The sequence below is a fragment of the Streptomyces sp. NPDC127068 genome, from assembly GCF_042724695.1.
Taxonomy (GTDB): Bacteria; Actinomycetota; Actinomycetes; order Streptomycetales; family Streptomycetaceae; genus Streptomyces.
Map to the genome: position 1 here is coordinate 26239 of NZ_JBHXEN010000022.1, position 24559 is coordinate 50797.

A 24559-nucleotide genomic window follows, 5' to 3' on the forward strand; every position below is an offset into this window, starting at 1 on the left:
CATGGGGCATGGGAACCCTTGACACACGTTCCTACGTACTATTACCGGCCACATCGTGTCGGAACACTCCGGCAACACGGGGAGACTCATGCGTCATTTCGGGCACATAGCCCCACAGGTGCGTCAGCGCCTCTTCTACCGGGAGCCGTGCGACTTCACCGCCGACTCCCCCGCCCGTGTGCTCGCGGTTGCGCTGGGAGCCACCCTGTACAGCCCCGCCATCAGGCCCACGCTCGCAGACGACATCCGCAAACAGGCAGGTCGAGGCGTGATCTCGATGGTGATCTGTCTGGAGGACTCGATCGAGGACTCCGAGGTCCCCCAAGCCGAGGAGAACGTCGTCCGCCAGCTCGTCGAGTTGGCCACCCGGCCGGTCGGTGACCTGCCCCTGCTGTTCATGCGCGTCCGCACCCCGGAACAGATACCCGATCTCGTGCGACGGCTGGGCTCCTCCGCGGCACTCCTGTCCGGATTCGTACTGCCGAAGTTCACCGAGGAACGCGGCGTCCCGTTCCTGGAGGCACTCGCGGACACGGAGGCCGCCCACGGTCGTCGACTGTTCGCGATGCCGGTCCTGGAGTCCCCGGAACTGCTGCACCTGGAGTCCCGCCGCGAGACGCTGGACGGCATCGCCCGGACCGTCGACAAGTACCGGGACCGGGTGCTCGCCCTGCGCCTGGGCGTCACCGACTTCTGCTCCGCATACGGTCTGCGCAGGCCCCCCGACATGACCGCCTACGACGTGCAGATCGTGGCATCCGTGATCGCGGACGTCGTGAACCTCCTCGGGCGGTCCGACGGTACGGGCTTCACCGTCACCGGACCCGTCTGGGAGTACTTCCGGCGTCAGGAGCGGATGTTCAAGCCCCAGCTGCGCCGCAGCCCCTTCCTCGCCGGTCGCGCCGACGAGCTGCGCCAGGAACTCATCGACCACGATCTCGACGGACTGCTGCGAGAGATCGAACTCGACCGCGTCAACGGGCTCCTCGGCAAGACCTGCATCCATCCGTCGCACGTGCTCCCGGTCCATGCTCTGTCCGTGGTCAGTCACGAGGAGTACAGCGATGCGCGGGACATCCTGCGGCCCGACCGCGAAGGCGGCGGAGTGATGCGCTCCGCCTACACCAACAAGATGAACGAGGTGAAGCCGCACCGCGCATGGGCCGAGCGGACCCTACAGCGCGCCGAGGTCTTCGGCGTCGCAGGTGAGGACGTCGGTTTCGTGGAGCTGCTCGCCGCCGGGCTCACCGGCTGATCGTAAGGAAGCGTGGACGACGTGGTGTGGACGGGGACGTGGGTCGCCAGACGGCTCGGGATCGAACTGGTGGGGGCCGCCCCGGACGGGGGCGACCCCGAGGCTCCCGCGGGGCGGGAAGCCACCGCCGACGGCGCCCGGACCGGTAGGACCGGTGCTGGGGCGGGTCAGCGCACGCAGGACGGCCGGGGGAGCGGGCGGGACGGCCCGGGGAGCGGGCGGGGCGCGCCGGTCACCCTCCACCCCGGCACGGGCGCGGACACGACCGCGGACACGACCGCGACCGCGGACACCGGCACACCCCCGGAAGGGCGCGACGGCGGGGCAGCGCTCCGCGACCTGCTGGGACTCGCGCTGCGCCGCAACCCCAAGCGGGCCCACCTGCTCGTGTCCAACGTGCTCGGCAAACACGTTCCCCAGTCGCCGGCGATCGTCCACCGGTACGGGTACGACCTGGGCCGAAGGGTCCGTGACCTCCTGGGCGAGGACCTCGCCCACCGGGCCGTGGTCCTCGGCTACGCCGAGACCGCCACGGGGCTCGGGCACTGCGTCGCCGACGGCATCGGCGTCGCCCCCTACCTGCACTCCACCCGGCGTCCCGTGGCCGGCGTCGCGGAGGCCGCGGGGTTCGAGGAGGCGCACTCCCACGCCACCAGCCACCTGCTGCTCCCGGCGGATCCCGACCTCCTCACGGGCGACGGACCCCTGGTCCTGGTGGACGACGAGTTCTCCACGGGCAACACCGTCCTCAACACCGTGCGCGCCCTCCACGCCCGCTACCCCCGCCAGCGATACGTGATCGTCGCTCTGGTCGACATGCGCTCCCCCGGGGACCGCGGGCGGCTCGACGCGTTCGCCAGGGAGATCGGTGCGCGGGTCGACCTCGTGGCCGCGGCCTCGGGCACCGTCCGGCTGCCCGACGGGGTCCTGGAGAAGGGCCGTGCCCTCGTCGCCCAGTACGAGAGCGCGCCCGGGAGCGGACATCCCGGAACTGAAGGCCCCGCAACCGAAGGCCGCCTGCACCCCGCTCCAGCGGAGGCCGCCCCGCGCGCGTCCGTGGTCCGGGCCGAACTGCGCTGGCCCGCAGGGGTGCCCGACGGAGGTCGCCACGGGTTCACCCCCGAGCACCGTGCTCGACTGGAGGCCGCTCTTCCCGGCCTGGCCGAGGGCTTGGCCGGCCACCTCCCGCGGGGGAACGGCGCTCCAACGGCGGACGGAGATCCGGTCGACCGGCCCCGGGTCCTCGTGCTCGGCTTCGAAGAGCTGATGTACGCCCCGTTGCGGCTCGCCACCGCGCTGGAGGAACTCGGCTTCGCCGACGTCCGTTACTCCACCACCACGCGTTCGCCCGTGCTTCCCGTCGACGACCCCGGCTACGCGATACGCAGCAGCCTCGTCTTCCCCGCCCACGACGACCCGGGCGACGGCCCCGGCGACCGCTACGCCTACAACGTGGCCGGCGCCGGCTTCGACGCCGTCGTCCTCGTGGTCGACTCGGTGGCGGACACCCCCGCGCTGCACGCCCCCGACGGCCTGCTCGCCCTCCTCACGCGCCACACCTCCCGGGTCGTCCTCGCCGTCGTACCGTCCCGTGTTCCGCACCCCGCGGTCCCCACCTCCGAAAGGCCCTCCTTGCTCCCCGAGCCCCTGCGCGGCCCCGCCTTCTCCTCATACGCCCCCGAAGACGTCGGCTGGCTGCTCCAGGACCTGTCCTCCGTGACGCTGGAGGCCCCCACCGAGGAACGCGAGGAAGCGATCCAGCAGGGAGGGGCCCACTACGCGGAGTCCCTGCCGGTGGAGTACCAGCCGAGCCCGCAGTACCAGCAGCTCTTCCACAGCGCCCTCGACGTCTCGGCCCGCCGGATCGCCCAGGCCGTGGGTACCGTCACGGACCTGGTCCTCGCCGAGCGTTCGCCCCGCCCCGTGCTGGTCTCCCTCGCCCGTGCCGGAACGCCCGTCGGCATCCTCATGCGCCGTTGGGCCCTGCACCGCTACGGCATCGATCTGCCGCACTACTCCGTGTCCATCGTGCGGGGCCGGGGAATCGACGCGAACGCCCTGCGCTGGCTCGCGACCCACCACGACCCCACCGATGTCGTCTTCGTGGACGGCTGGACGGGCAAGGGAGCCATCACCCGCGAACTCGCCCAGGCACTCAAGGAGTTCCAAGAGGCCACCGGAGTCCACGGGTTCCACCCCGAGATCGCCGTTCTGGCCGACCCCGGGGCCTGCGTGCGCACCTACGGCACCCGCGAGGACTTCCTGATCCCCTCCGCCTGCCTCAACTCCACGGTCTCCGGGCTGGTGTCCCGTACCGTCCTGCGCGCCGACCTCGTGGGACCGGACGACTACCACGGGGCCAAGCACTACCGCGAGTTGGCCGGCGCGGACGTCTCCCAAGACTTCCTCCACCGGGTCGCCGCCCACTTCCCCGAGGTCGTCGACACCGTCGACGTCCAGGTGAAGGAGATGCTCACCGCCGACCGGGCACCCACCTGGGAAGGGTGGGCCGCCGTCGAGCGGATCAGTGAGGAGTACGGCATCCACGACGTCAACCTCGTCAAGCCCGGGGTGGGGGAGACCACGCGGGTCCTTCTGCGTCGCGTTCCCTGGAAGATCCTCGCCCGGCACGGCGCCGGCGCGGACCTGGAACACGTACGCCTCCTCGCCGAACAGCGAGGCGTCCCCGTCGAGGAGGTCCACGACCTGCCCTACAGCTGCGTCGGGCTGATCCACCCCCACTACACCCGTGGCGCGACCGGCTCCGACGGCAAGGCGGTGACCTCGCTGTGAGCACCGCACCCGACCGCTCGACCACCGATGCCGACCGACGCCCGGTCCTCGTCGCCAGCGACCTGGACCGCACCCTGATCTACTCGGCCGCCGCGCTCGGCCTGCGCATGCCCGACGCCGACGCACCCCGTCTGCTGTGCGTCGAGGTCTACGAGGGCAAGCCGCTCTCCTACCTGACCGAGACCGCCGCCGGGCTCCTGGTGGAACTGGCCCGCACCACCCACTTCGTGCCCACCACGACACGTACCCTCGCGCAGTACCGTCGCATCCACCTGCCCGGCCCCGACGCCCGCTACGCGATCTGCGCCAACGGCGGCCAGATCCTCGTGGACGGACGCCCCGACCGGGAATGGCAGCGGCACGTCCTCGGCAGGGTCACCACGGAGTGCGCCCCGCTCGACGAGATCCGTGCCCACTTGCGGGACACCGCCGACCCCGCCTGGCTCCTGAAGGACCGCGTCGCGGACGAGTTCTTCGCCTACCTGGTCGTGGAACGTGCCCTCCTGCCCACACAGTGGGTCAAGGAACTGGCCGCATGGGCTGAGGACCGCGGCTGGACGGTCTCGCTACAGGGCCGCAAGATCTACGTCGTGCCGAAGCCGCTCACCAAGAGCGCGGCGGTACGGGAGGTGGCCCGACGCACCGGGGCCACCCGCATCCTCGCGGCAGGGGACTCGCTGCTCGACGCCGACCTGCTGCTCGCCGCGGACCTGGCCTGGCGGCCGGGCCACGGCGAACTCGCCGACGAGAACTGGCAGGCCCCCCACCTCACAGCTCTTCTGCAGAGGGGGGTTGTTGCCGGCGAGCAGATCCTGACGAGCTTGACCCGCGCCGCTGCCCCGGACCGGGCTTGAACATCCGCACCACGATGAAGGCGACCACCGCGAGGACCGCCAGGACCAGGACGACCTTCGAGTAGGCCGACACATAGCCCGTGACCTCCGTCCAGTTCTCGCCCAGGAGGTACCCGGCGAGGACGAAGATGGTGTTCCAGATCGCGCTACCGAGCGTCGTCAGGCCCAGGAAGATGGGCAATGACATCCTCTCGATACCCGCGGGTATGGAGATCAGGCTGCGGAAGATCGGGATCATCCGTCCGAAGAACACGGCCTTCGTCCCGTGACGGTTGAACCACGCCTCCGTCTTCTCGATGTCCGCGACCTTCACCAGCGGAAGCTTGGCCGCTATCGCGATCATGCGGTCGCGGCCGAGCACCGCTCCGATGCCGTACAGGGCGAGTGCGCCCACGACTGAACCCGCCGTGGTCCACAACAGGGCCGCTATGAGGTTCATCTGCCCCGTACTCGCCGCGAACCCTGCGAGCGGCAGGATCACTTCGCTGGGCAGGGGAGGGAACAGGTTCTCCAGTGCAATGGCCAGCCCGGCGCCCGGAGCCCCGAGCTCGTCCATCAGGCTGTTGATCCATTGCGGAGCGCTGCTTTCGATCATGACTCCACCGTAGAAAATGCGAGCTGAATGCACACTGAAGCCGACCACAAGCTTTCGGTGGTGCGTGCCACAGTCAAGAAGTGCGGTTTTCCGCAATGTGCGGGTGTCTTGCGGCTGGCTACTGTGAGCGACGTGAACACAGCCGTACGCGGCGGGCTCAAGCTCGTCACAGGACTTGCACTCGGCGCTTGCACGGCAGTCGTCGAGTTGGTCTTCGTCGTGCTCGCCGGACTCATCCTCCTGCCATTGCGCGCCTGGCCCCGGGGCCACCACACCGTGCTACGACCTGTGCACAGGATAGGACGGCGGTTCGTGGCGTGGGAACGCGCGAGACTCGCGGCGTACCAGCGGACCCGGCTGCCTCCACTGTACGGGGCGCCGGGCGGCGATGATCGCGCACTGCGCTACATTGCCGCCCGCTGGCCCCTCGGGCTCCTCGGTGGTGCGGTGCTGGGCTGTCTGGTGCTCGGCCTCGGGTACGGGGTGTTCCTGACCTTCGGCTGGATCGTGATGGAGGTGAGACACCCCGACGACGTGATGCTCAGTGTCATCGGTGGGCTCCTGCTGCTCTTCCTGGCGGTTCAGGGCGTGCTCGGGGTCACCATGCTCGAACGCAGACTCATCACGCACCTCCTCGGGCCCAGCCCGGAGGAGGAACTGCGCCGACGCATCGACGAACTCTTCGCCAGCCGGGCCGGGGTGGTCGATGCCGTGCACGACGAACGCCGACGCATCGAACGCGATCTCCACGACGGTGTACAGCAACGCCTCGTCGCCCTCGGGATGTTGCTGGGACGGGCGCGCCGCGGCGATGACCCCGACCGCACCAGCGTGCTGCTCCGCCAGGCGCACGAGGAGAGCCACCGCGCTCTGGTGGATCTACGGGAGGTGGCCTGGCGGGTGTACCCCGCGGCGCTGGACGAGGCGGGCCTGGAAGCGGCCCTGAGCACGGTCGTGGACCGCTCGGAGATACCAGTGCTCCTCGGCTACCACGTCATGTGTCCGCCGCCCAAGGCAGTGGCAGCGGTCGCGTACTTCGTGGTCGCGGAAGCCGTCACGAACACGGTCAAGCACGCGAACGCGACGAAGATAGTGGTCATGATCGGAGAGGAGAGGGGCGACCGGCTGTACGTCACGGTCGAGGACGACGGCCAGGGTGGTGCGGTGCCCGAGGGCGGAGGGCTGACCGGGTTGGCCCGAAGGGTCGCAGCGCTGGACGGGACGTTCGAGGTGCGGAGCCCACCAGGCGGGCCCACCAAGATCACTGTGGAGCTGCCGTGCGTCTGATGCTCGCGGAGGACTCGACGTTGCTGAGGGAAGGGCTGATCAGGCTCCTGGCGGACGAGGGGCACGAGGTCCTGGCCGCGGTGGGGGATGCCGAGGCCCTGCTGGAAGCGATCGCCAAGGAGCGTCCGGACGTGGTCGTCGCTGATGTGCGGATGCCTCCGTCCCACACCGACGAAGGGCTCCGCGCTGTCTTGGAGATCCGCGAACGCTGGCCGACGGTGGGAGTGCTCGTGCTGTCCCAGTACATCGAGAAGCGCTACGCCAGGGAACTGCTGTCCGGGCAGGCGGGAGGAGTGGGCTACCTCCTGAAGGACCGGGTGGTGCAAGTGGACGAGTTCCTCGACGCCTTGGCGCGGGTGGCGGGGGGAGAGGCGGCTTTCGACCCGGAGGTGGTGCGTCAACTCCTGGGAGGTAGCTCCCACGGCGATCAACTCGTCCGGCTGACCGCGCGGGAGCGGGAGGTCCTGGCGGAGATGGCGCAGGGGCACGGGAACGCCGCCATCGCCGGTCGTCTGCACATCTCGCAGAGCGCCGTGGAGAAGCACATCAATGCGATCTTCGAGAAGCTGGAACTCTCCGGGGGGTCGGGGTACTCGCGCCGGGTGCTCGCGGTGCTCCGCTACCTGGGGACATGAGCCGGGCGCGCCGTGCCCGGAGGCACGGCGCTACGCCGGGTCAGCCGCAGCGACCCCCTCCACAGCAGCCGCCGCCACCGCCCGAGGACGGAGGGGGCGACGGGGCGGCGGAGGTTCCGGCGACGGCGACGGTCGACAGGAGCTTCACCGTGTCGTCGTGGCCCGCCGGACAGTCGGCGGGTGCGGAGGACTCGGCCATGGGGCGACTGACTTCGAAGGTGTCGCCGCAGGTCCGGCATCGGTACTCGTAGCGAGGCATGGAAACAGGTTAGCGGCCGTGTCCAGGCCGCTCAGGTGGTGCGCGAGTGACACTTGACGGCGGGCTTCAGGGGCCGGCGGCCCGCAGAGGGGAGCGGAGCGAGGGGGTAGGGGGAGGTCAGGTACTGGTGCCGCGGTCCTCGCGGATGCGGGACACCACCGCGGCCACCTGCTGGCGCACGGCCTCGGTCTCGGTCAGGAAGTGCCAGTAGTCGGGGTGGCGCCCCTGGAGGGTTTGGACGGCCCGTTCCAGCCGGGCAACGGACTCGTCCAGGGGGCGTGCGTGGCGGGGTTCGGGGGTGTGGCGGCCGGCCATGGCGAGGCGCTGGGCATCGCGGATGGCGAAGCGGGTGCGCTCGATCTCGTCCTCGGGGCTCTTGGAGACGGCGTTCAACCGTTGGAGGCGGTTGCCTGCCGCGGAGACTGCTTCGTCCGTGGCGTTGAGCAGGGCGCGGACGGTGGACAGGAGGGAGGTGGCATCGGGCCAGCGTTGTGCGTCACGTGCAGTCTGGGCCTCGGCGAGCTTGTCCTCGGCCCGACGCACGTCGGCTGCGGCTTGGCCCGGTACGTGCTGGAGGTCCTGCCAGCAGGCGATGGTGAAGCGGCGGCGCAACTCGCTGAGTACCGGCTCCACCTGTTGGGCACGGGTGGTGAGGGCCTCGGCACGGGTGCGCAGGGAGACCAGCCGGCGGTCGATCTCGGCAGCGCGCTCGGGAAGTCGCTCGGCTGCTACACGTACTGCTTCGGCGTCGCGGGTGACCCGCTCGGCGCGGTGGAGGGTTTCCGGGACCCCGTGGCGTCCCGCTCCCTGGTTGAGCTTCGTCAACTCGGGGGCGAGCGCTGCGAGGCGGGCGGCGAGGTCGTCCGCCTTCAGCCCGGAGGCACGTGTGGTGTCAAGGGCGGTCGTGGCGGTCAGGAGCGCTTGCCGGGCGCGCTCGACGGCGGGCGCCAGACGAGCGAGCTGCGTCTCGGCCTTGTCGAGGAGAGGGCCGAGGCCCTGGGAGAAGCGGTCCAGTTCCTCCTTGACCTTGGTGAGGGCGTCCTTGGCCTGGGCCAGTTCGGTGCGGGCCCGGGACGCGGTGGACGCCTCCAGATCGTCGCGGTCGAGGTCGTGGGCGTCGACGGCGGCGATGTACTGGTGGCTGACCTCGTCGATGCGTCCGCTCAGGGCGTCGAAGTCGGCAACGGCACGCTGGGCGGCCGGCGAATCGTCGACGGCGGTGATGGTCTCTATGGAGATGCGCAGGTCGCGCTGGGCGGTGTCCAGTTCGTAGAACGCGGCGGCTGCGGCGTCCTTGGCGGCCTGGGCCTGGGCGCGCTGGCCCTCGGCGCGCCCGCCGAACCAGCGACGGGTGCCCCCGCCGTTGAAGGCGGCGGGGAGGGCCACCGCCGCCACGGCGAACAGGGCGACGGGCAAGGTGAGGGGAAGCAGGCGGCGTGCGAGGGCGTCCCGAGCGGACGCGGCCGGTGTGCTCGGTGCGACGACGTGGGCCGGTGCCCCGGCTGCTGTGTCCGGGCGGTGCCCGTCCGGGCTGCCCACACCGTCCGAGTCGCCCGGACTGGCGGGGCTGCTCGGGCTGGCCGAGCCGACCGGGGTGTCCGAGATGCCCGGGGTGTCCGAAGGATGGGGGATGTTGAACGCCTGTGGTGTTGTCGGTGTGTACGGCTGTCTGGGTGTCGCCGTCACTTACCTCTCCCGTGCTGTGGTCCGCCGTGCCCGGTGCCATTGTCCCACCTGGTACGGACGAACATACGGGGCGTTCAGTTCGCGTTCCGCACCGTGACGCTTCCGTTGTCGCTGTGGGCGGAGACGGAGCGGTGGCTGCGGTCGTCGCGGGGGACGGACACCTTCACGCTCCCGTCGTTGCTCTTCGCGGACACCTTGTACCCGGTCGCGTCGCCTGCACGGCCGGGAAGGGTGACGGAGACGGAGCCGTCGTTGCTGCGCGCGGTGATCCGGTCCGGGACGGAGGCCAGGGCCAGCCGTAGCGACCCGTTCTCGGTATGGGCCGCTACTTCGCGGGAACGCAGGTCGCTCGCGCGGATGCTGCCATCGCCGCTACGGAGAGTGAGGGGGCCGCTGATGTCCTCGACCTTCACGGAGCCGTCGTCGGTGCTGATGTCCACGGGGGTGCGGAAGCCGGAGGCCCGCACCGGGCCGTCGTCGTTCTTCACGACGAGGGTCACCCCGCGGGGTACTTCGACGCGGTGCTTGACCCCACAGGTGGCGATGAAGCCGGAGCAGTCGCGACGCAGGACGAGACGGTCGTCCTCCATCCGCCAGTTGAACGTCGACTTGGAGCCGATCAGCTTCCGGGCCTTGATCCAGCGGGTCACTTCGACCTCGTCACCGTCGGTGGGTACGAGTTCGAGGCTGGAGTCGTCGGAATCGACGGTGAGCGTCTTGCCGGACAGCGCGAAGGAGCGTCGGTCGGGGGAGGAGTCGTCCTCCGGGTCACTCGCGCAGCCGCTGGCGGCGAGGGCGAGGACGGTGACTCCCGTGGCGGCGAGCAGCGCCGTGCGACGCTGGTGCGGGCGCCGGCGGGTGGTGGGTGCGGTCATGGACATCCCCCTGGGACGAACGATGCGTAGCGGCACTCCCCGGTGCCGCTGTGCGGCTCCGGTGCCTGGAAGCGGTGCGCAAGGCGCCTCGCCGGTCGGCGGGTCGGCGGGCCTCGCGGGCTGCCGTCGGAGCGTGATTCGACGATAGGGAGGAACGGTCCGCACGGGCATCGGGGTCCCTACCGGATCTGGGGTGGGGATAACCCCCCGGCCGCTGCGGGAAAGGGGTTTGTGGGGCCCGGCAGGAAGCAAGGTAGGCTGTCGACTCATCCCGGGCGCGTAGCTCAGTGGTAGAGCGCTGCCCTTACAAGGCAGATGTCGGCGGTTCGAAACCGTCCGCGCCCACCGGAATCGGTCGTGTTGGTGTGATCCCCGGCCGATCTGATGCCGTGTGATGTCGGAACGGTCCCTGGAGAGTACGTGGCTCCGGGGGCCGTTTTCGTGTGCGCGGAAGCCCGGAGGGCGGGTGCGGTGAGCGGGCCCGGTACGCATGGGACCCGGTGCCCTACCGCCGTTCAGGGCGGCGGGCCGGGCGGGGCGCCGTGGGCGTGCTTCAGGGCGGCTCGGGCGTTGACCTGGTCGGGGGCGGTGACCTCGGCCCAGTAGCGGTGACAGGTGACGAAGACGGCGAGTTCACGCTCTCGTGCGCGGAGCTTCTCCACCTGGGCCTGTTCGTCGGGGGTCCAGCCGGGGGAGGCGGGGCGTTCGACCCTGCGCCAGCTGGTCGCGTCACTGAAGCCGTCGAGGGGTTCCACCGACCAGGGGAGGCGCTTGAGCAGGTCGATGAGCTCCGCGCGTACTTGGTGCAGTTCCTCCTGGCCGGCCAGGAGGTCGCTCGGGAAGTCATAGGGGGCAGTCACGCGGGAATGGTACGCCTGTTCGAATTTATCGAGCGAGTCGTGGATGCCCCCGCGGTGTGGGGTGGGCAGGGGTGCGCCGTCATGCCGGTGCGGGCTTGGAGCCGTCGGGTCCGTGGAGGGACACTGGGGTCATGTGCCGCAGCATCAAGACGCTCCGTCCGCCCGTCATCCCCGAAGAGGCCACCGAGGACGAGATCCGGGCCGCCGCGCTGCAATACGTGCGGAAGGTCTCCGGCTTCAGGGCCCCGGCCGCCCACAACCGTGAGGTGTTCGACGCCGCCGTGGAGGCCGTGGCCGCGGCCACGGCGGAGCTGTTGGCCGGGCTTGAGGTCAGGGGCCGGTCCGCGGACAAGGCCCACGTTTCGGCCCCGGCCTCCTGAGGTCCCGCCTCCGCTTCTTGAGTCCCGCCCGCCCCGCCTCTTGGGCGCCCTGCCGCGACAGGGCCCGGACCCGGCCGTGACCGGGTACCCGGACGCGGCCGTGACCGCCCGGGTTCGGGTGTCTAGGGGAAGGCTTCAGGTGGTGGTGGTCGCGACGGGGCGTCGCATCAGGTACGCCGCTCCGGCCCCCGCCCCGAAGAGCGCCAGCAGGGACACCCCGGCCGCCAGCCAGGTCGCGCCCAGCCACTGCGCCCCCACATAGCCGAGCCCCACGCTGTAGCCGGCCCAGGCGATGCCCGCGAGTGCGGACCAGGGCAGGAAGTCGCGGTTGCGGCGCTGTGCGGCGCCGGCGCCGAGTGAGACGAGCGAACGGCCCGCCGGGGCGAACCGGGCGATCACCACCAGGGGCCCGCCGCCCCGCGCGAGCGCCGAGCCGAGTCGGGCCTGTGCGGAGGTGAGCCGGCGGGAGCGGGCGATGGCCCGGTCGAACCTCGCACCGCCGCGTCGGGCCAGCCGGTACGCGCAGAAGTCGCCGAGGACCGACGCGGTCGCGGCGCACAGGATCAGGGCCAGGATGTCCGGCACGTCGTGCGGGACCTGGCCGGTGGCCGCCCCGGTCCCCGCCGCGGCGGCCGTGGCTGCCGCGATCACGAGGACGCCGCTGGGCAGAATCGGTAGGAACACATCAAAAAGGACGGAAATCGCCACAATGGCGTAGATCCATGGGCTCCCGGTCAATGGGCCCATACTCTCCAGCACCGAATCTCCCCCGGTCGGCATCGCGATGCCGCGATGTCGCGTGGTGCGGCAGGGGCGGCGCTTGGTGACAGCCATACAGCGTACGCGGAGGTTCGTTCCTGTGATCCACCGGGGGCTCAAATGTTCTCCACGCGGTGTTCACCCTCGGCGGGCGGGAAGATGGCTTGATGGTGCTCTTGAGGCGGGCGCGGGCATGAGGTACAGGTGCCTGCGCGGCGGTCGGGGTGCGAGCGTGCGGTGGGTGGGCCCGCGCGGCGGGGGGGATGGGGCGCCGCGCGGGCCCGAAGGTGCTGCACGAGGTGGTCCGGACCGGGGCTGGGTTCCTGTCCGGTTCCGCCGCCCGCCACCCTCCCGGCGCCCGGGTGGACGCCGGCCCGGTTGGTGTCGGGGTGAGGGGACTGAGCGGGGTGAGCGGATGTCGTGCCGGGTGTCAGGTCGGGCTCAGGGCTCAGGGCTCAGGGCTCAGGACCCGGGGCTCAGGTCTCGGGGCTCGGCCTCGGCTACCGGTGCCCCGACTGCCGGAGTCTCCCGGCGAGCGGTGCCGCGGTGCGCGGTGCGCGGTGCGCAGTGTGCGGCGCTCAGTGCCTGAGTGCCCCGGGGGATCAGACGGAGGCCGCGGCGGGTTCCTGCCGGGACTGCTTTCCCTCCTCGTTCCGCGACCGCGAGGAGAGCAGCCGGTCGAGACCGAAGGCCCCCGAGCCGGTGAACACCAGCAGCAGGAACGCCCAGCAGAACATCGCCGAGGCTTCGCCGCTGTTCTGGAGCGGCCACAGGGCTTCCGGCTGGTGCACCTTGAAGTAGGCGTACGCCATGGAGCCGGAGGAGATGAACGCGGCGGCGCGGGTGCCCAGGCCGATCATGACCAGGCCGCCGCCGACGAGTTGGATGACCGCGGCGTACCAACCTGGCCAGGTGCCGGCCGAGACGGTGCCGCCGCCGTGCGCGCCGCCGAGGACGCCGAAGAGGGAGGCGGCGCCGTGGCAGGCGAAGAGCAGGCCAACGACTATGCGGAACAGGCCGAGAGCGTAGGGCTGGGCGTTGTTGAGACGTCCAGTCATGGGGGGACTCCTTCGGTGTGGTGGGGACGTAACCGAGTGAAGCCACAGGTTAGGTTGACCTAATGAGTGCTTGCAAGTTCAACATTTGGCCATATGTAGTCCCTGTGTGGTCCCTGTGTGATCCCTGAGCGGCGCTGCCCCCACAGACCGGATCCGGCTCATCCGCGGGTGGTGCGCCCCGAGTCGGCCGGTGTTCCCGCCGCCGGGGTGAGCATCGTCTCCAGCACCTCTTCCAGTAGGGCTCCGCCGTTCGCTTCCGGCCGTGCCCGGTCGAGCCGGAGCCACGACTCCCGTCCGCGCAGGGTCAGGGTCATCAACTGGTTGCCGAACCACGGTCCGCCGCGCTTGGACCACTTCAGCTCGCGCGCGCCGGTGCGTCCGTGACCCGCCAGGACCCGTCCGAGTGCGGTGGCGAACCGGCTCCAGCCGAAGCGGAAGGCCCAGGCGAGGTGTGCGGGGAAGGAGTTGTGGACGGGGGAGCAGGTCAGTTGGAGGACGCGGGCCGCAGGGTCGGGGCCCAGGGGCCACTCGGTCGGTTCGGCGAGGTACGCGTGGTGGACGTCGCCGGACAGGACGTACACCGCTGCGGGTGCGGACGGGCCCGAGCCTGCTTCGGCGATCAGCGAGGTCAGTTGGGCGAAGGACTCGGGGAAGGCCGCCCAGTGTTCGAGGTCGGCCCGCCGGCGCAGCCGCTCGCCGAAGCGTGCCCAACGTTCGCCCCGGTCGCCCCGGCACAGTGCCGCGTCCCACGCCTCGCCGTCGTGGACCAGCGGCGGTAGCAACCAGGGCAGGGAGGTGCCGATCAGGAGGTGGTCGTAGCTTCCGGGGGCGTCGTGGGCCTGCTTCCGCAACCAGCGTGCCTCGTCCGGGTCGAGCATCGCGCGCCGGTCCTCGTCCAGCACGCGGGCCGCGCGGGTGTCGACCATCAGCAGCCGGACGCGTCCGAAGTCGCGGCGGTAGCTCCAGCGCACCCGTCCCGGTTCGGCGTCGGCCTCGGCGGCGAAGGCCCGTAGCGCGTCCGTGCCGTCGGGGGTCGAGCGCACCCGGGCGAAGAGTTCGTCGTCGGCGAGCTCGTCCGGGGGCAGGTTGCCGAGGTGCTGGTACACCCAGTACGACATCAGACCGCTGAGGATCCGCTCGCGCCACCAGGGGGTGGACCTGATCTCGGTGAGCCAGGCGGCGCTGGTGTTCCAGTCGTCGATCACGTCGTGGTCGTCGAAGATCATGCAGGACGGGACGGTGGACAGCAGCCAGCGGACCGCGGGGTCGAGCCACGACTCGTAGTAGAGCCGGGTGTACTCCTCGTAGTCCGTCACCTGGGCGCCCGGGGGTTCGCTGAGGTCGCGACGGGTGGCGAGCCAGCGGCGGGTCGCGGGGGACACCTCGTCGGCGTACACCTGGTCGCCCAAGAGCAGCAGGGCGTCGGGGCGGTGCTGGTCGACCTCGGGGTCGAGGGCCAGTCGGGCGGCCAGCGCGTCCAGTGCGTCCGGGCCGATCGGGTCCTGTTCCCCAGGGGGCTGCGCGGCCCAGCGACAGGAACCGAAGGCGATCCGTACCGGACTGCTCGGGTCGCCGGTGCCGTCGGTCGCCAGGGTCTTGATCACCGAGGCCGGGAACCGTACGGCCGACGGGGTCGTGGAGTGCGACGGGGGCCACACCCGGGTCCCGTTGAGCAGCACCTCGTACTCCGTGGCGGTGCCGGGAGTCAGCCCCCGGACCGTGACCAGTGCGTAGTGGTGTCCCGCGACCTGGAAGGTCGGGGTCACGCCGGCCGAACCGTCCGCGCAGCGCACCTCGGCGGTGCACGGACGGCCCGTCTCGATCCACACGGTCGCCGACGAGTCGTCGACGTACCTCAGCAGTGGCCCCAGGCGTAGCACCGTGATGGTGATCACTCTCCTCTGTCGCCCCGTACGGTACGGAACGCCAGTGGAGGGCTGGCCGGTTCCCGCCGGCGCGGTTGTGGCCGCCGTCCTGCGGGTCCCCCGTCTGGAGCTGGGAGAGGCGCGTTCCCCCAGGTGGGGGAGGGTGTCAGCAGGAGTTGAGGATGCCCTGGAGCGCGACCTTCTCGGCGGTGTCGACGTCGAGGGCGTAGTGCTTCTTCACCTGCACCCACATCCGCGCGTACAGGCAGTGGTACGACGTGCTGGGCGGCAGCCACTCGGCAGGGTCCTTGTCGCCCTTGGCCTGGTTGACGTTGTCGGTGACCGCGATCAGCTGCGGACGGACGAGGTCGTTGGCGAAGCCCTGGCGGGTGCTGTTGGTCCAGCTGTCGGCTCCGGAGCGCCACGCCTCGGACAGCGGGACCACGTGGTCGATGTCGAGGTCGGATGCGAGGGTCCAGGTGGCGTCGTCGTACTCGGAGAACCAGGTGCCGGACACGGCCGCGCAATTGGCGTCCTGCACCACGTTCGTGCCGTCGCGTTCGAGCACGACCTCACGGGTGTTACAGGTGCCGGAGACGGTGCTCCAGTGCGGGAACTTGCTCCGGCTGTAGCCGGCCGACGAGCCCTCGGGGGCCTCGTTCAGCTGGGCGAGGTAGGCGCGGGCGGTGGCCGCGTTCACCGGGGTGGGCGGCGCGGCCTGGGCGGGCGGGCCGGTGAGGGCGGCGATGGCGGACAGTCCGGTCGTCAGTGCCACGACGGCGCCGAACCGGCGGGTACGGGGGCGGTCGCCGATCGCGGACGGGGTGGCGGGCGGGGTGTCGGTGGGGGACTGGCGCGCGTGGCCACGGGACATGGGGGCTCCCTGATCGTCATGGGGCGGCTGCGCCGGGCGGGCGCGGCCGTGGCGGCGTCCGGGGACTTCCGGAGAGTGAGTGCCAGACAACAGGGTTGCGGCATGGTCACGTCAAATCAAGAGGGATAACGGAGGATCACGTTCCGTATGGAGGTGAAGAGTTGTGAATCCTCCCGGAGTGGACGGGTGTTCCGTGCTCCGTCGTGCGCCGTCCCGCGGTGGGGTGCGCGGGGTGTCCACGGCCGTGCGAGGGCGCGCCCCCAGGTGCGTCGGGTGGATCGGGTGGAGGTGGCCCCCTGTCCGGCGGGTCCGGATCCGCCGGAATCTCCGGGCCGGCCGCGGGCCGCTCGGGGGGTGCGGGTGACGAAGGTCCCGGGGTGGGCCCGCCGCTCTCGCGTACCATGGGGCCAGCAGAAGGGGAGTAGCTCTTCGCCGGACCGTCGACATACTGCTCAGCTCGTCTGAGCCGGCGCCCGGAGGCGGGGCCCGTACACCGGGTCCGGCCAGCGAGACCTTCGGCCAGCAGTGCTCACGCGCACACCCGTGCGCGTGTGGAGCGCTGCCGTGCCGAGGGCGTCGTTCGCAGTGACTCTCGGTGGGGCAGCCCGACCGATTGAGGAACCTTGATCAGCATCAGTGTGGTGGCGCTCGTCTTCGGCGTCGTCTTCCTGGCCGAGCTGCCGGACAAGACCGCGCTCGCGGGACTGGTCCTGGGCACGCGGTACCGGGCCTCGTACGTGTTCGCCGGGGTCGCGGCGGCCTTCGCCGTCCACGTCGCGCTCGCCGTCGCCGCGGGGAGCGTGCTCACCCTGCTCCCGGAACGGTTGCTCAGCGCCATCACGGGCGTCCTGTTCCTCGGCGGCGCGGCCGTGCTCGCGTTCAAGAAGAGCGATGGGGACGAGGAGATCCGCCAGCCCGAGGACCAGAGCTTCTGGAAGGTCTCCGGCGCCGGATTCATGCTCATCCTGGTCGCCGAGTTCGGTGACCTCACGCAGATCATGACCGCGAACCTGGCCGCCCGCTACGACGACCCGCTCTCCGTCGGGCTCGGCGCCGTACTGGCGCTGTGGGCCGTGGCCGGGCTCGGGATCGTGGGCGGCAAGGCGCTCATGAAGCGGGTGCCGCTGGCGCTCATCACCCGGATCGCCGCGCTGCTGATGCTGGGCCTCGGCATCTGGAGCCTGTACGAGGCGGTGGCCGGCTGACGGTGGCATTCACGCCGTTTGTTTTGTACCGTGTTTGAACAAAGTGGTTCCGCTCGCCTTCCCTGACCAGCGGGCGGGGCCACCTTGGTCCGCTGCGCCGCCCGTGCGCCCGCCCGGCCCCGCCGGCGGCCCGGCCCGGGCGGTCGTCGTCCGGGTGGTCGTCGTCCGGACCGCCGGTTGCCGTGCGCGGGCCCGCGCCCCGCGGTGACCGGCCCTCCCGTCCACCGGGTGCACCTCCCTGAGGGCTCCCGGGGCTCACCGGGCCCCGCCCGCGCCGGTCCCACCCTGGCACGCGGGGTCCTGACCGTTCCGTTCCGTGCGCCAGCGCGTTCCGCGGCGCCCACCCTCACCCTGGGAGCATGCCGATGACGGCCACACCGACGCCGGACACCGCCGTTCTGACCACCCGTGCCCTCCTCCTGGACATGGACGGCACCCTCGTGAACTCCGACGCCGTGGTCGAGCGCTGCTGGCGGCGTTGGGCCGCCCGGTACGGACTCGACCCCGATGCGGTGATGTCGGTCGTGCACGGTCGTCAGGGGTACGCCTCCATGGCCCTGCTGCTGCCCGACCGGCCCATGGCCGAGAACTACGCGGAGAACGACCGCATGCTCGCCGAGGAGACCGCGGACCTGGACGGGGTCGTCCCGGTGCCGGGCGCCCCCGCCTTCCTCGCCGCGCTGGCCGCGCTGGCCGCGCCGTACGCGCTCGTGACCTCCGCGACCCGGGAGCTGGCGGCCGCCCGGATGGGGGCGACGGGCCTCGCCCTGCCCCGGGTCCGGGTGACCGCGGAGGACGTGGGGGCCAGCAAGCCCGACCCCGAGGGGTTCCTGAAGGGCGCCGCGGAACTGGGGGTGCCGGCCGCCGACTGCGTGGTCTTCGAGGACTCCGCGGCCGGGATCGCCGCGGGGCTGGCCGCGGGCATGCGCGTGGTCGGCGTGGGTCCCCGCGCGGCGGAGCACGGGGCCACCGTCCAGGTCGACGACCTCACCCGCATCCGGGTGGACGCGGCTGCGGACGGGATGCTCCGACTCACCCTGAACTGACGGCACTCCCGCACTCACGGCCTGATGGCCTGATGGGCTGACGACGGCCTGACGGTCCGGCGGCCTGACGGCGCTGTCAGGCCGGCGGGTCGGCGGGCCGTCAGTCGTCGTTGCCGCCGCTCCTGCCGCCCTCGCCGCCGCCTCCGTCGCCCCCGCCGGAGGCCGAGGTCTCGGACTCCAGGACGCCCCGGGTCAACGGGCCGTACGTGCCGCGCTCCTCGGAGATGCCCCGGGCGATCTGGTAACGGGTGAGGGCCTGCTCCACCTCGGAGTTGAACACGCCGTCGCGCGAACCGGTGTAGAGACGCATCTGCCACAGCCGCTGCTGGAGGTCCTGTACCGCCGCGCCCCGGTCGCCCGCGCGCAGGGTGCCGTCGGAGCGTGGCGGTGTCGATTCCGCCGGGCGGGACGCGGAGTTGGACGGAGCCGTGGAACCGGGGGCGGTGGACTTCTCGCTCGGGCTCTTGGACGGGCTCGTCGTGGCTCCGGGGGCGGCCGGTTCGGTCGAGGCGGACGAGCTCGCCGAGGGGGTCGTCGAGGGAGCCTGGCTCGTCGCCCTGTTCGACGGAGTCGATCCCGCCGAGGGCTTCCCGGTGGGCGTCGTGTGCGGTGCCGAGGTGCCAGGGATGGTGGTGTCGATGTCCGGCAGGGCCTTGTCGTGCCGGGGCTTGTCGTAGCTGAAGACCCCGCCGGCGACCATGCCGACGCCGGCCGCGGCGACCGCCACGGTCGAAGCGGCGATGAGTGCGAGGCGGCGCCGGCGGGCCCGGGGGTCGGGCTCCGGGGGCTCGTGCCGGTCACGCGGGCCCGGACGGTGCCGCCCGGGGCTGCCCGGGCCGTCGGTGGCGAGGGCCGGCCGGGGGCCCACCTCCGCCTCGCCGCGGACACCGTGCGGGAAGCTCATGGTGGGTTGCTCCGGCACGCCGTGGCCGGGTCCCGGGACCCGGCCGGGTCCCGGGGGCGGGGCGGGCGCGGGGTCGTGGGGAGCCTGGAAGCCCGCCGCCGGTTGTTCGACCGTCCACCCGACCTCTCCGTCCGCGGGGTGCGGCTGGGGCTGCGGCTGCGCCTGACCGTAAGCCTGCCCGTGTCCCTGTCCGTGCTGGCCCTGGCCCTGACCATGTCCCGGTGAGGGCGCCGGTCCCTGCGCAGGTGCCTGCCCCGGCCCGTACCCCTGCCCCGGCGAGGGCGTCTGGCCCGGTACGGGCGCCTGCGGAGCCTGCTCCTGCGCCGGGGGGCCGGCCGCGTCGTCGAACGGCGGCACGGGCCCCGGGGGCGCGCCGTCGACGCCCGCCGCCATCCGGGGCAGGGGCTGGGTGGGGGAGTCGGGCGGGGGCGGCCCCGGTCGGGGCGGAGGGCCGGGCGGGGCGCCGGGCCCGAAGGCGTTCGTGGGGGAGTCCGGCTGTCCCTGGCCCAGGTAAGGACGCACCTGGAGGCGGGCGAACTGTCCGGTGTGGTCCGTGAGTTCGGTGTGCTGTTGCGGGTCCGCGGGCTGCGGCGGGCGGGTCGGGTCCGGTGGCCCGGACGGGTGTGTCGGATCGGTGGCCGGGCCGGCTCCCCGTGCCGTCCCATCGGTACGTGCCGCGCACTCGCAGCCGCCGGGTGCCTGCGCACCCTGCGGCACCCCGCACCGTGGACATGTCTGTCGGTTCACCGTCTGGGTCCCCTCCCCTTGGTTGAAGGCGATTATGCAGACAACCGGGCGGCCCCGCAGGCACCGCGTCCCCCCGCTCCCGACAGGCCGGACCTGGGTCCACGCACCACGATGGGAGGTGCGGAGCGCGCAGATCCGCTCAGGAGGTGTGCATGACACGTGGTGAACAGGGGCGGGAAGGGACCCTCCCGCGGCGGGGTCGGGCCGCCGGTGAGGACGGGCTCGGCGGCTCGGTCATGGTCTCGATCGGAGCGCTGCTCCTCGGCATGCTGCTGGCCGCGCTCGACCAGACCATCGTGTCCACGGCGCTCCTCACGATCGTCAGCGACCTCGGCGGCCTCGACCACCTCTCGTGGGTCGTCACCGCCTACCTCCTGGCGTCGACCGCGGCCACCCCGCTGTGGGGGAAGCTCGGCGACCAGTACGGCCGCAAGAAGCTCTTCCAGACCGCCGTCGTGATCTTCCTGGTGGGCTCGGCGCTGTGCGGGGCCGCCCAGAGCATGCCGCAGCTCATCGGCTTCCGCGCGCTCCAGGGGCTGGGCGGCGGCGGACTGATGGTGCTGTCCATGGCGATCGTCGGGGACCTCGTCCCGCCCCGGGAACGCGGTCGGTACCAGGGGCTGTTCGGCGCGGTCTTCGGCACCACGAGCGTGCTCGGACCGCTGTTGGGCGGGTTGCTCACCGAACAACTGAGCTGGCGATGGGTGTTCTACGTCAACCTGCCGATCGGCGCGGTCGCCCTGGTCGTGATCGCCTCCGCGCTGCGCATCCCGCACCGGGACGCCCGGCACACCATCGACTACCTCGGCACCTTCCTGATCGCCTCGGTCGCGGCCTGCCTGGTCCTGGTCGCCTCCCTCGGCGGCACCACCTGGGCCTGGGGCTCGGCGCGGATCATCGGCCTGACGGTGCTCGGGGTGCTGCTGGCCGGGGCGTTCGTCCTGGTCGAACGCCGGGCCGCGGAACCCGTGCTGCCGCTGAAGCTGTTCCGGATCCGGACGTTCACGCTCGCGGCGCTGATCAGCTTCGTCGTGGGCTTCGCGATGTTCGGGGCGATGACGTACCTGCCGACGTTCCTCCAGATCGTCCGGGGCGTGTCGCCGACCATGTCGGGCGTGCACATGCTGCCGATGGTCATCGGGTTGCTGCTCGCCTCCACCGGGTCCGGGCAGATCGTGAGCCGCACCGGCCGCTGGAAGGTCTTCCCCGTCGCGGGCACCGGGATCACCGCCCTGGGCCTCCTGCTGCTGCACCGCCTCGGCCCGGACACCAGCACGGCCGTGACGAGTGCGTACTTCTTCGTGTTCGGGCTGGGCCTCGGGCTGGTGATGCAGGTCCTGGTGCTGATCGTGCAGAACGCGGTCGCGTACGAGGACCTGGGCGTCGCCACGTCCGGGGCGACCTTCTTCCGGTCCATCGGGGCGTCCTTCGGAGTGGCCGTCTTCGGGTCCGTCTTCGCGGGGCGCCTCACCGACAAGTTGACCGCCGCGCTGGGCGGGCAGGCGCTGCCCCCCGGAGTGGACGCGGCCTCGCTCGCGGCCGATCCCCGGGGACTCGACCGGCTGGCGCCGGCCGTGCGGCCCGCCGTGCTCGACGCCTTCGCCTCGGCGATCACCGACGTGTTCCTGTACGCGGTGCCCGTGGCCCTCTTCGGGTTCGTCCTCGCCTGGTTCCTCCACGAGGACCGGCTGCGCGGCTCGGTGACCGTTCCCGACGGCACCGAGACGCTGGCCAGCAACCCCGTCCAGCGCTCCTCGCACGACGAGTGCGCCCGGGCGCTGTCCGTCCTCGGCACCCGCGAGGGGCGGCGGCGGATCTACGAGACCATCACCCGCCGGGCCGGGTACGACCTGCTCCCCGCGAGCAGTTGGCTGCTGCTGCGGATGCGCCGGCACGGGGTCGTGGAGCCGTCGATCCTCGCGGAGGGCGGCAACGTGCCCTTCGAGGTGGTCGCCGCGGCGGCCCGACAGGTGGAGGAGCGGGGGCTCGGCGCCCGGGAAGGGCTGGGGCTGACGTTGACCCGGCGGGGCCGCCGGGCCGCCGACGCGTTGGCCGCCGCGCGGGAGGAGTCGCTCGCCGAACTGCTCGGCGACTGGTGGGGACCGGACCGGCCGGCCGACCTCACCGTCCTCGTCCGGACCCTGAGCGCGGAGCTGTGCGGGTCCCACGCGGAGCGTCCCAAGGGCCCGCCCCGACCCGGCGCGGTCGCGGACCCCGCACCCGGCACCGGCGCCTCGTCGGGCACTGGCCTGCCCGGCACCGGCACCCCGTCCGACACTGGCGCCCCGTCCGGCACAGGTCTGCCCGGTACCGGCGCCCCGTCCGGCACAGGCCCGTCCGCCGGGCCATCGACCGGGCCATCGACCGGGCCGGAGACCGGGCCGCCGTCCACACCGCCGACCGGGCCGATGCCGTGAGACGTCCACCGGGGGGAGGGCCGGGCGACCGGTAGCATGGGGGGTCGTCATCACGTCCCCACGGGGGGAAGCCGGTGCGAGTCCGGCGCTGACCCGCAACCGTGAGCCGCCCACCGGGCGCCAGCCGGAGCACCCCGTACGTCGACGTGACCGGCTCACGCCACCGGGAACCGGTGACGGGCACCGTCGAGGAACACGGGGCCGGAGCCGCCCGGAGCCGCCCCAGCGACGCGTGCCCGTGCGCCCGACCCGCAGCGAAAGGGCACACGCCGACCATGAACATCCGCCGCATCGCCGCGGTCCTCGCCGCCACCGCGGTGCTCGGCACGGTGACCGCCCCCGTCGCCCTCGCCGACCGGGCCGCGGGAACCCCCTCGCCCTCCCCGTCCGCCAAGCTCCCGACCGGCCTGTACGGCACCACCGACCCCACCTACGACGGCGTCTGGCGGCAGTCCCTGGCGATGCTCGCCCAGGACACCGCGGAGGTCGCCCCCGCCGCCGCTGCCGTCGACTGGCTCACCGGCCAGCAGTGCGCGAACGGCGCCTTCGCCGCGTACCGGGCCGCTCCGGACGACCCGTGCGACGCCAAGACGCCGGTCGACACCAACAGCACCGCCGCCGCCGTCCAGGCACTCGCCGCCCTCGGCGGGCAGGACGACGCGACGGGGGACGCCGTGGACTGGTTGAAGTCCGTCCAGAACGCGGACGGCGGCTGGGGCTACCTGCCCGGGGCGCCCAGCGACACCAACTCCACCGGCCTGGTCGTCGGCGCCCTCACCGCCACCGGTGCCCGTCCCGCGCAGGTCCGCTCCGCGGAGGGCACCACCCCGCACGACGCGCTCCTCGCGCTGACCGTGCCCTGCACGGCCGGGGGCGGCGGCGCCTTCGCCTACCAGCCGGACAAGAAGGGCGCGCTGGTCGCCAACGACGACGCCACCGCCGCCGGAGTGCTCGGCGGCCTCGACCGCACCCTCGCCCCGACCGCCGCACCCGATGCCGCCCCGCGCGACTGCGCCGAGCCCCGCACCGCCGAGGAGGCCGCCCGCAACGGCGCCGCCCACCTCGTCGGGGTGCTCAAGGCCGACGGGCACCTGGGGAGCAGCCTGCCGGGCGCCGACGACCAGCCCGACCACGGCAACACTGCGGACGCCGTGGTCGCCCTCGCCGCCGCCGGACTCGGTGACCGGGCCGCCCCCGCGGTCACCTGGCTGGAACGCAACTCCGTCGCCTGGGCGAAGCAGACCGGCCCCGCGGCCTGGGCCCAACTGGTGCTCGCCGCCCACGCCACCGGCGCCGACCCGCGCGACTTCGGCGGCACCGACCTGGTCGCCGGGCTGAACGCCACCGGCCCCGAGCCGCGCGCGAGTGACCAGGCCGCGGGGAAGGACGACGACGGCCCCGCCGCCGGGTGGATCATCGGCCCCGCGCTCCTCCTCGGGGCGGGCATCGGCTTCCTGGTCAGCCGCCGGAAGCGGCAGCAGTGACCGCCACGCCCCCCGCCCCCGCACCTGCCGTACCCGCCCGCGCCCCCGGCCGGGTGGCGGCCGTGCTGACGGCGCTGCTCACCACCCTCGCCGTGGCCCTCCTCACCGCAACGCCCGCGCAGGCCGCCGGATACCGCTACTGGTCCTTCTGGGACCTCACCGACGGCTCCTGGACGTACGCCACCCAGGGCCCGGCGCTCGCCCGCCCCGCCGACGGGGACGTCCAGGGCTTCCGCTTCTCGGTGAGCGAGAACTCCGGCGACGCGGCGAAGCCCCGCGGCCCCCGTGACTTCGCCGGGATCTGCGGCGCGACCGCCCCGCGCGACGGGACCAAGCGGGTCGCGCTCGTCATCGACTCCGGCACCCCGGCCGACGCCCCCGGCGGCGAGACCCCGCCGGCCGCCCGCACCGCGTGCGCGCGGGTCGGCACCGACGCGACCAGCGCCGAGGCCCTGGCCGCCGTCGCCAAGCCGCTGCGCTACGACAGCAACGCACTGCTCTGCGCCATCGACGGCTACCCCCGCACCGGCTGCGGCGAACAGGTCTCCGGCGACCCGGCGACAACACCCGAGCGGCCCGCCGCGGACCAAGCCGGCGAATCCGATGAAGCCGGCGAGGGCGACGCAGGCGGCGGGCCGTCCGCCGGGCTCTACGTCGGTGCCGCCGCCGTCGCGGCCCTCGGCGCCGCCGCCGTCTGGCGCTCCCGCCGCCGGGGCTGACG

Annotated in this window: 22 protein-coding genes, 1 tRNA gene and 1 riboswitch; of the genes, 13 read left to right on the top strand and 10 right to left on the bottom strand. The window is 72.5% G+C overall.

What is annotated here, in order from left to right; all coding sequences use genetic code 11:
- Positions 1 to 88: 88 nt before the first annotated feature.
- The 3 genes from ACFWIA_RS15970 to ACFWIA_RS15980 all read left to right on the top strand — a co-directional run bounded on the left by ACFWIA_RS15970 (position 89) and on the right by ACFWIA_RS15980 (position 4902).
- On the top strand, positions 89 to 1255 hold the full coding sequence (locus ACFWIA_RS15970) for an HpcH/HpaI aldolase/citrate lyase family protein (protein ID WP_387004780.1): 1167 nt from the start codon (positions 89 to 91) through the stop codon (positions 1253 to 1255).
- A 339-nt stretch (positions 1256 to 1594) separates the two neighbouring features.
- Complete coding sequence (locus ACFWIA_RS15975; RefSeq protein WP_387004978.1) at positions 1595 to 4048, top strand: phosphoribosyltransferase; 2454 nt, start codon at positions 1595 to 1597, stop codon at positions 4046 to 4048.
- A 107-nt stretch (positions 4049 to 4155) separates the two neighbouring features.
- Positions 4156 to 4902 carry an HAD family hydrolase gene (locus ACFWIA_RS15980; protein WP_387004981.1) on the top strand — a complete coding sequence of 249 codons (747 nt, stop codon included), beginning with the start codon at positions 4156 to 4158 and terminating at the stop codon, positions 4900 to 4902.
- On the opposite strand, the gene ACFWIA_RS15985 is transcribed toward ACFWIA_RS15980, so the two are convergent.
- On the bottom strand, positions 4817 to 5497 hold the full coding sequence (locus ACFWIA_RS15985) for a DedA family protein (protein WP_387004782.1): 681 nt from the start codon (positions 5495 to 5497) through the stop codon (positions 4817 to 4819). The two genes, ACFWIA_RS15980 and ACFWIA_RS15985, sit on opposite strands and share 86 nt — an antisense overlap.
- Before the next feature lie 132 nt (positions 5498 to 5629).
- Between ACFWIA_RS15985 and ACFWIA_RS15990 the strand changes: the two genes are divergently transcribed.
- Entirely contained in the window at positions 5630 to 6784 is a 1155-nt protein-coding gene (locus tag ACFWIA_RS15990) for a sensor histidine kinase (protein WP_387004785.1), read from the top strand.
- The gene (locus tag ACFWIA_RS15995; RefSeq protein WP_387004984.1) at positions 6784 to 7419 is read left to right on the top strand and encodes a response regulator; all 636 of its coding nucleotides are present in this window, start codon (positions 6784 to 6786) and stop codon (positions 7417 to 7419) included. Before ACFWIA_RS15990 ends, ACFWIA_RS15995 begins: the two co-directional genes overlap by 1 nt.
- Before the next feature lie 40 nt (positions 7420 to 7459).
- On the opposite strand, the gene ACFWIA_RS16000 is transcribed toward ACFWIA_RS15995, so the two are convergent.
- From ACFWIA_RS16000 to ACFWIA_RS16010, 3 genes are all read right to left on the bottom strand, one after another.
- Positions 7460 to 7678, bottom strand: coding sequence for a zinc ribbon domain-containing protein (locus ACFWIA_RS16000; protein WP_387004788.1), 219 nt, complete (start codon positions 7676 to 7678; stop codon positions 7460 to 7462).
- A 117-nt stretch (positions 7679 to 7795) separates the two neighbouring features.
- Positions 7796 to 9109 (bottom strand): hypothetical protein, encoded by a 1314-nt coding sequence (locus tag ACFWIA_RS16005; RefSeq protein ID WP_387004987.1) that lies wholly within the window; start codon positions 9107 to 9109, stop codon positions 7796 to 7798.
- Positions 9110 to 9438: 329 nt separating this feature from the next.
- Positions 9439 to 10239 (bottom strand): DUF4097 family beta strand repeat-containing protein, encoded by an 801-nt coding sequence (locus ACFWIA_RS16010; protein WP_387004791.1) that lies wholly within the window; start codon positions 10237 to 10239, stop codon positions 9439 to 9441.
- 273 nt (positions 10240 to 10512) lie between these two features.
- On the opposite strand from ACFWIA_RS16010, the gene ACFWIA_RS16015 reads away from it, so the two are divergent.
- Positions 10513 to 10584: transfer RNA gene (locus ACFWIA_RS16015), tRNA-Val, on the top strand.
- Between the two features lie 170 nt (positions 10585 to 10754).
- Here ACFWIA_RS16015 and ACFWIA_RS16020 read toward each other — a convergent pair.
- Positions 10755 to 11099 carry a hypothetical protein gene (locus ACFWIA_RS16020; RefSeq protein WP_387004793.1) on the bottom strand — a complete coding sequence of 115 codons (345 nt, stop codon included), beginning with the start codon at positions 11097 to 11099 and terminating at the stop codon, positions 10755 to 10757.
- A gap of 131 nt (positions 11100 to 11230) precedes the next feature.
- Here ACFWIA_RS16020 and ACFWIA_RS16025 point away from each other — a divergent pair, with 131 nt between their 5' ends.
- Positions 11231 to 11479, top strand: coding sequence for a DUF2277 domain-containing protein (locus ACFWIA_RS16025; protein ID WP_387004796.1), 249 nt, complete (start codon positions 11231 to 11233; stop codon positions 11477 to 11479).
- A gap of 135 nt (positions 11480 to 11614) precedes the next feature.
- Here ACFWIA_RS16025 and ACFWIA_RS16030 read toward each other — a convergent pair whose 3' ends face one another.
- From ACFWIA_RS16030 to ACFWIA_RS16045, 4 genes are all read right to left on the bottom strand, one after another.
- The gene (locus ACFWIA_RS16030) at positions 11615 to 12238 is read right to left on the bottom strand and encodes a DedA family protein (RefSeq protein WP_387004798.1); all 624 of its coding nucleotides are present in this window, start codon (positions 12236 to 12238) and stop codon (positions 11615 to 11617) included.
- Between the two features lie 602 nt (positions 12239 to 12840).
- Complete coding sequence (locus ACFWIA_RS16035) at positions 12841 to 13296, bottom strand: DoxX family protein (protein WP_387004800.1); 456 nt, start codon at positions 13294 to 13296, stop codon at positions 12841 to 12843.
- 158 nt (positions 13297 to 13454) lie between these two features.
- Positions 13455 to 15182 (bottom strand): alkaline phosphatase D family protein, encoded by a 1728-nt coding sequence (locus ACFWIA_RS16040; RefSeq protein WP_387004989.1) that lies wholly within the window; start codon positions 15180 to 15182, stop codon positions 13455 to 13457.
- A gap of 145 nt (positions 15183 to 15327) precedes the next feature.
- The gene (locus ACFWIA_RS16045; protein WP_387004803.1) at positions 15328 to 16035 is read right to left on the bottom strand and encodes a DUF1524 domain-containing protein; all 708 of its coding nucleotides are present in this window, start codon (positions 16033 to 16035) and stop codon (positions 15328 to 15330) included.
- 623 nt (positions 16036 to 16658) lie between these two features.
- On the opposite strand from ACFWIA_RS16045, the gene ACFWIA_RS16050 reads away from it, so the two are divergent.
- Together ACFWIA_RS16050 and ACFWIA_RS16055 are read left to right on the top strand one after the other, a co-directional pair.
- Positions 16659 to 17240, top strand: a complete 582-nt coding sequence (locus ACFWIA_RS16050; RefSeq protein ID WP_387004806.1) for a TMEM165/GDT1 family protein — start codon at positions 16659 to 16661, stop codon at positions 17238 to 17240.
- Positions 17241 to 17599: 359 nt separating this feature from the next.
- Entirely contained in the window at positions 17600 to 18286 is a 687-nt protein-coding gene (locus ACFWIA_RS16055) for an HAD-IA family hydrolase (RefSeq protein WP_387004809.1), read from the top strand.
- 100 nt (positions 18287 to 18386) lie between these two features.
- On the opposite strand, the gene ACFWIA_RS16060 is transcribed toward ACFWIA_RS16055, so the two are convergent.
- Positions 18387 to 19190 (bottom strand): peptidoglycan-binding protein, encoded by an 804-nt coding sequence (locus tag ACFWIA_RS16060; protein WP_387004812.1) that lies wholly within the window; start codon positions 19188 to 19190, stop codon positions 18387 to 18389.
- A gap of 75 nt (positions 19191 to 19265) precedes the next feature.
- Here ACFWIA_RS16060 and ACFWIA_RS16065 point away from each other — a divergent pair, with 75 nt between their 5' ends.
- The 4 genes from ACFWIA_RS16065 to ACFWIA_RS16080 all read left to right on the top strand — a co-directional run bounded on the left by ACFWIA_RS16065 (position 19266) and on the right by ACFWIA_RS16080 (position 24557).
- Positions 19266 to 19415: a hypothetical protein gene (locus tag ACFWIA_RS16065; protein ID WP_387004815.1), complete on the top strand. Its 150-nt coding sequence runs from the start codon at positions 19266 to 19268 to the stop codon at positions 19413 to 19415.
- Between the two features lie 674 nt (positions 19416 to 20089).
- A complete protein-coding gene (locus tag ACFWIA_RS16070; protein ID WP_387004816.1) occupies positions 20090 to 22354 on the top strand; it encodes an MDR family MFS transporter in 2265 nt (754 codons plus the stop codon).
- Between the two features lie 64 nt (positions 22355 to 22418).
- A riboswitch (cobalamin riboswitch) is annotated at positions 22419 to 22489 on the top strand.
- A 140-nt stretch (positions 22490 to 22629) separates the two neighbouring features.
- A complete protein-coding gene (locus ACFWIA_RS16075; protein ID WP_387004819.1) occupies positions 22630 to 23838 on the top strand; it encodes a prenyltransferase/squalene oxidase repeat-containing protein in 1209 nt (402 codons plus the stop codon).
- On the top strand, positions 23835 to 24557 hold the full coding sequence (locus ACFWIA_RS16080; protein ID WP_387004822.1) for an SCO2322 family protein: 723 nt from the start codon (positions 23835 to 23837) through the stop codon (positions 24555 to 24557). The genes ACFWIA_RS16075 and ACFWIA_RS16080 overlap by 4 nt, the downstream gene beginning before the upstream one ends.
- The last annotated feature ends 2 nt before the right edge of the window (positions 24558 to 24559 follow it).

Coding starts and splice junctions, on each gene's coding strand:
- ACFWIA_RS16075 (WP_387004819.1), top strand. CDS start 22,630: ATGAACATCCGCCGCATCGCCGCGGTCCTCGCCGCCACCGCGGTGCTC.
- ACFWIA_RS16055 (WP_387004809.1), top strand. CDS start 17,600: ATGCCGATGACGGCCACACCGACGCCGGACACCGCCGTTCTGACCACC.
- ACFWIA_RS16025 (WP_387004796.1), top strand. CDS start 11,231: ATGTGCCGCAGCATCAAGACGCTCCGTCCGCCCGTCATCCCCGAAGAG.
- ACFWIA_RS16070 (WP_387004816.1), top strand. CDS start 20,090: ATGACACGTGGTGAACAGGGGCGGGAAGGGACCCTCCCGCGGCGGGGT.
- ACFWIA_RS16000 (WP_387004788.1), bottom strand. CDS start 7,678: ATGCCTCGCTACGAGTACCGATGCCGGACCTGCGGCGACACCTTCGAA.
- ACFWIA_RS16010 (WP_387004791.1), bottom strand. CDS start 10,239: ATGACCGCACCCACCACCCGCCGGCGCCCGCACCAGCGTCGCACGGCG.
- ACFWIA_RS16060 (WP_387004812.1), bottom strand. CDS start 19,190: ATGAGCTTCCCGCACGGTGTCCGCGGCGAGGCGGAGGTGGGCCCCCGG.
- ACFWIA_RS15985 (WP_387004782.1), bottom strand. CDS start 5,497: ATGATCGAAAGCAGCGCTCCGCAATGGATCAACAGCCTGATGGACGAG.
- ACFWIA_RS16035 (WP_387004800.1), bottom strand. CDS start 13,296: ATGACTGGACGTCTCAACAACGCCCAGCCCTACGCTCTCGGCCTGTTC.
- ACFWIA_RS15980 (WP_387004981.1), top strand. CDS start 4,156: ATGCCCGACGCCGACGCACCCCGTCTGCTGTGCGTCGAGGTCTACGAG.
- ACFWIA_RS16045 (WP_387004803.1), bottom strand. CDS start 16,035: ATGTCCCGTGGCCACGCGCGCCAGTCCCCCACCGACACCCCGCCCGCC.
- ACFWIA_RS15970 (WP_387004780.1), top strand. CDS start 89: ATGCGTCATTTCGGGCACATAGCCCCACAGGTGCGTCAGCGCCTCTTC.
- ACFWIA_RS15995 (WP_387004984.1), top strand. CDS start 6,784: ATGCTCGCGGAGGACTCGACGTTGCTGAGGGAAGGGCTGATCAGGCTC.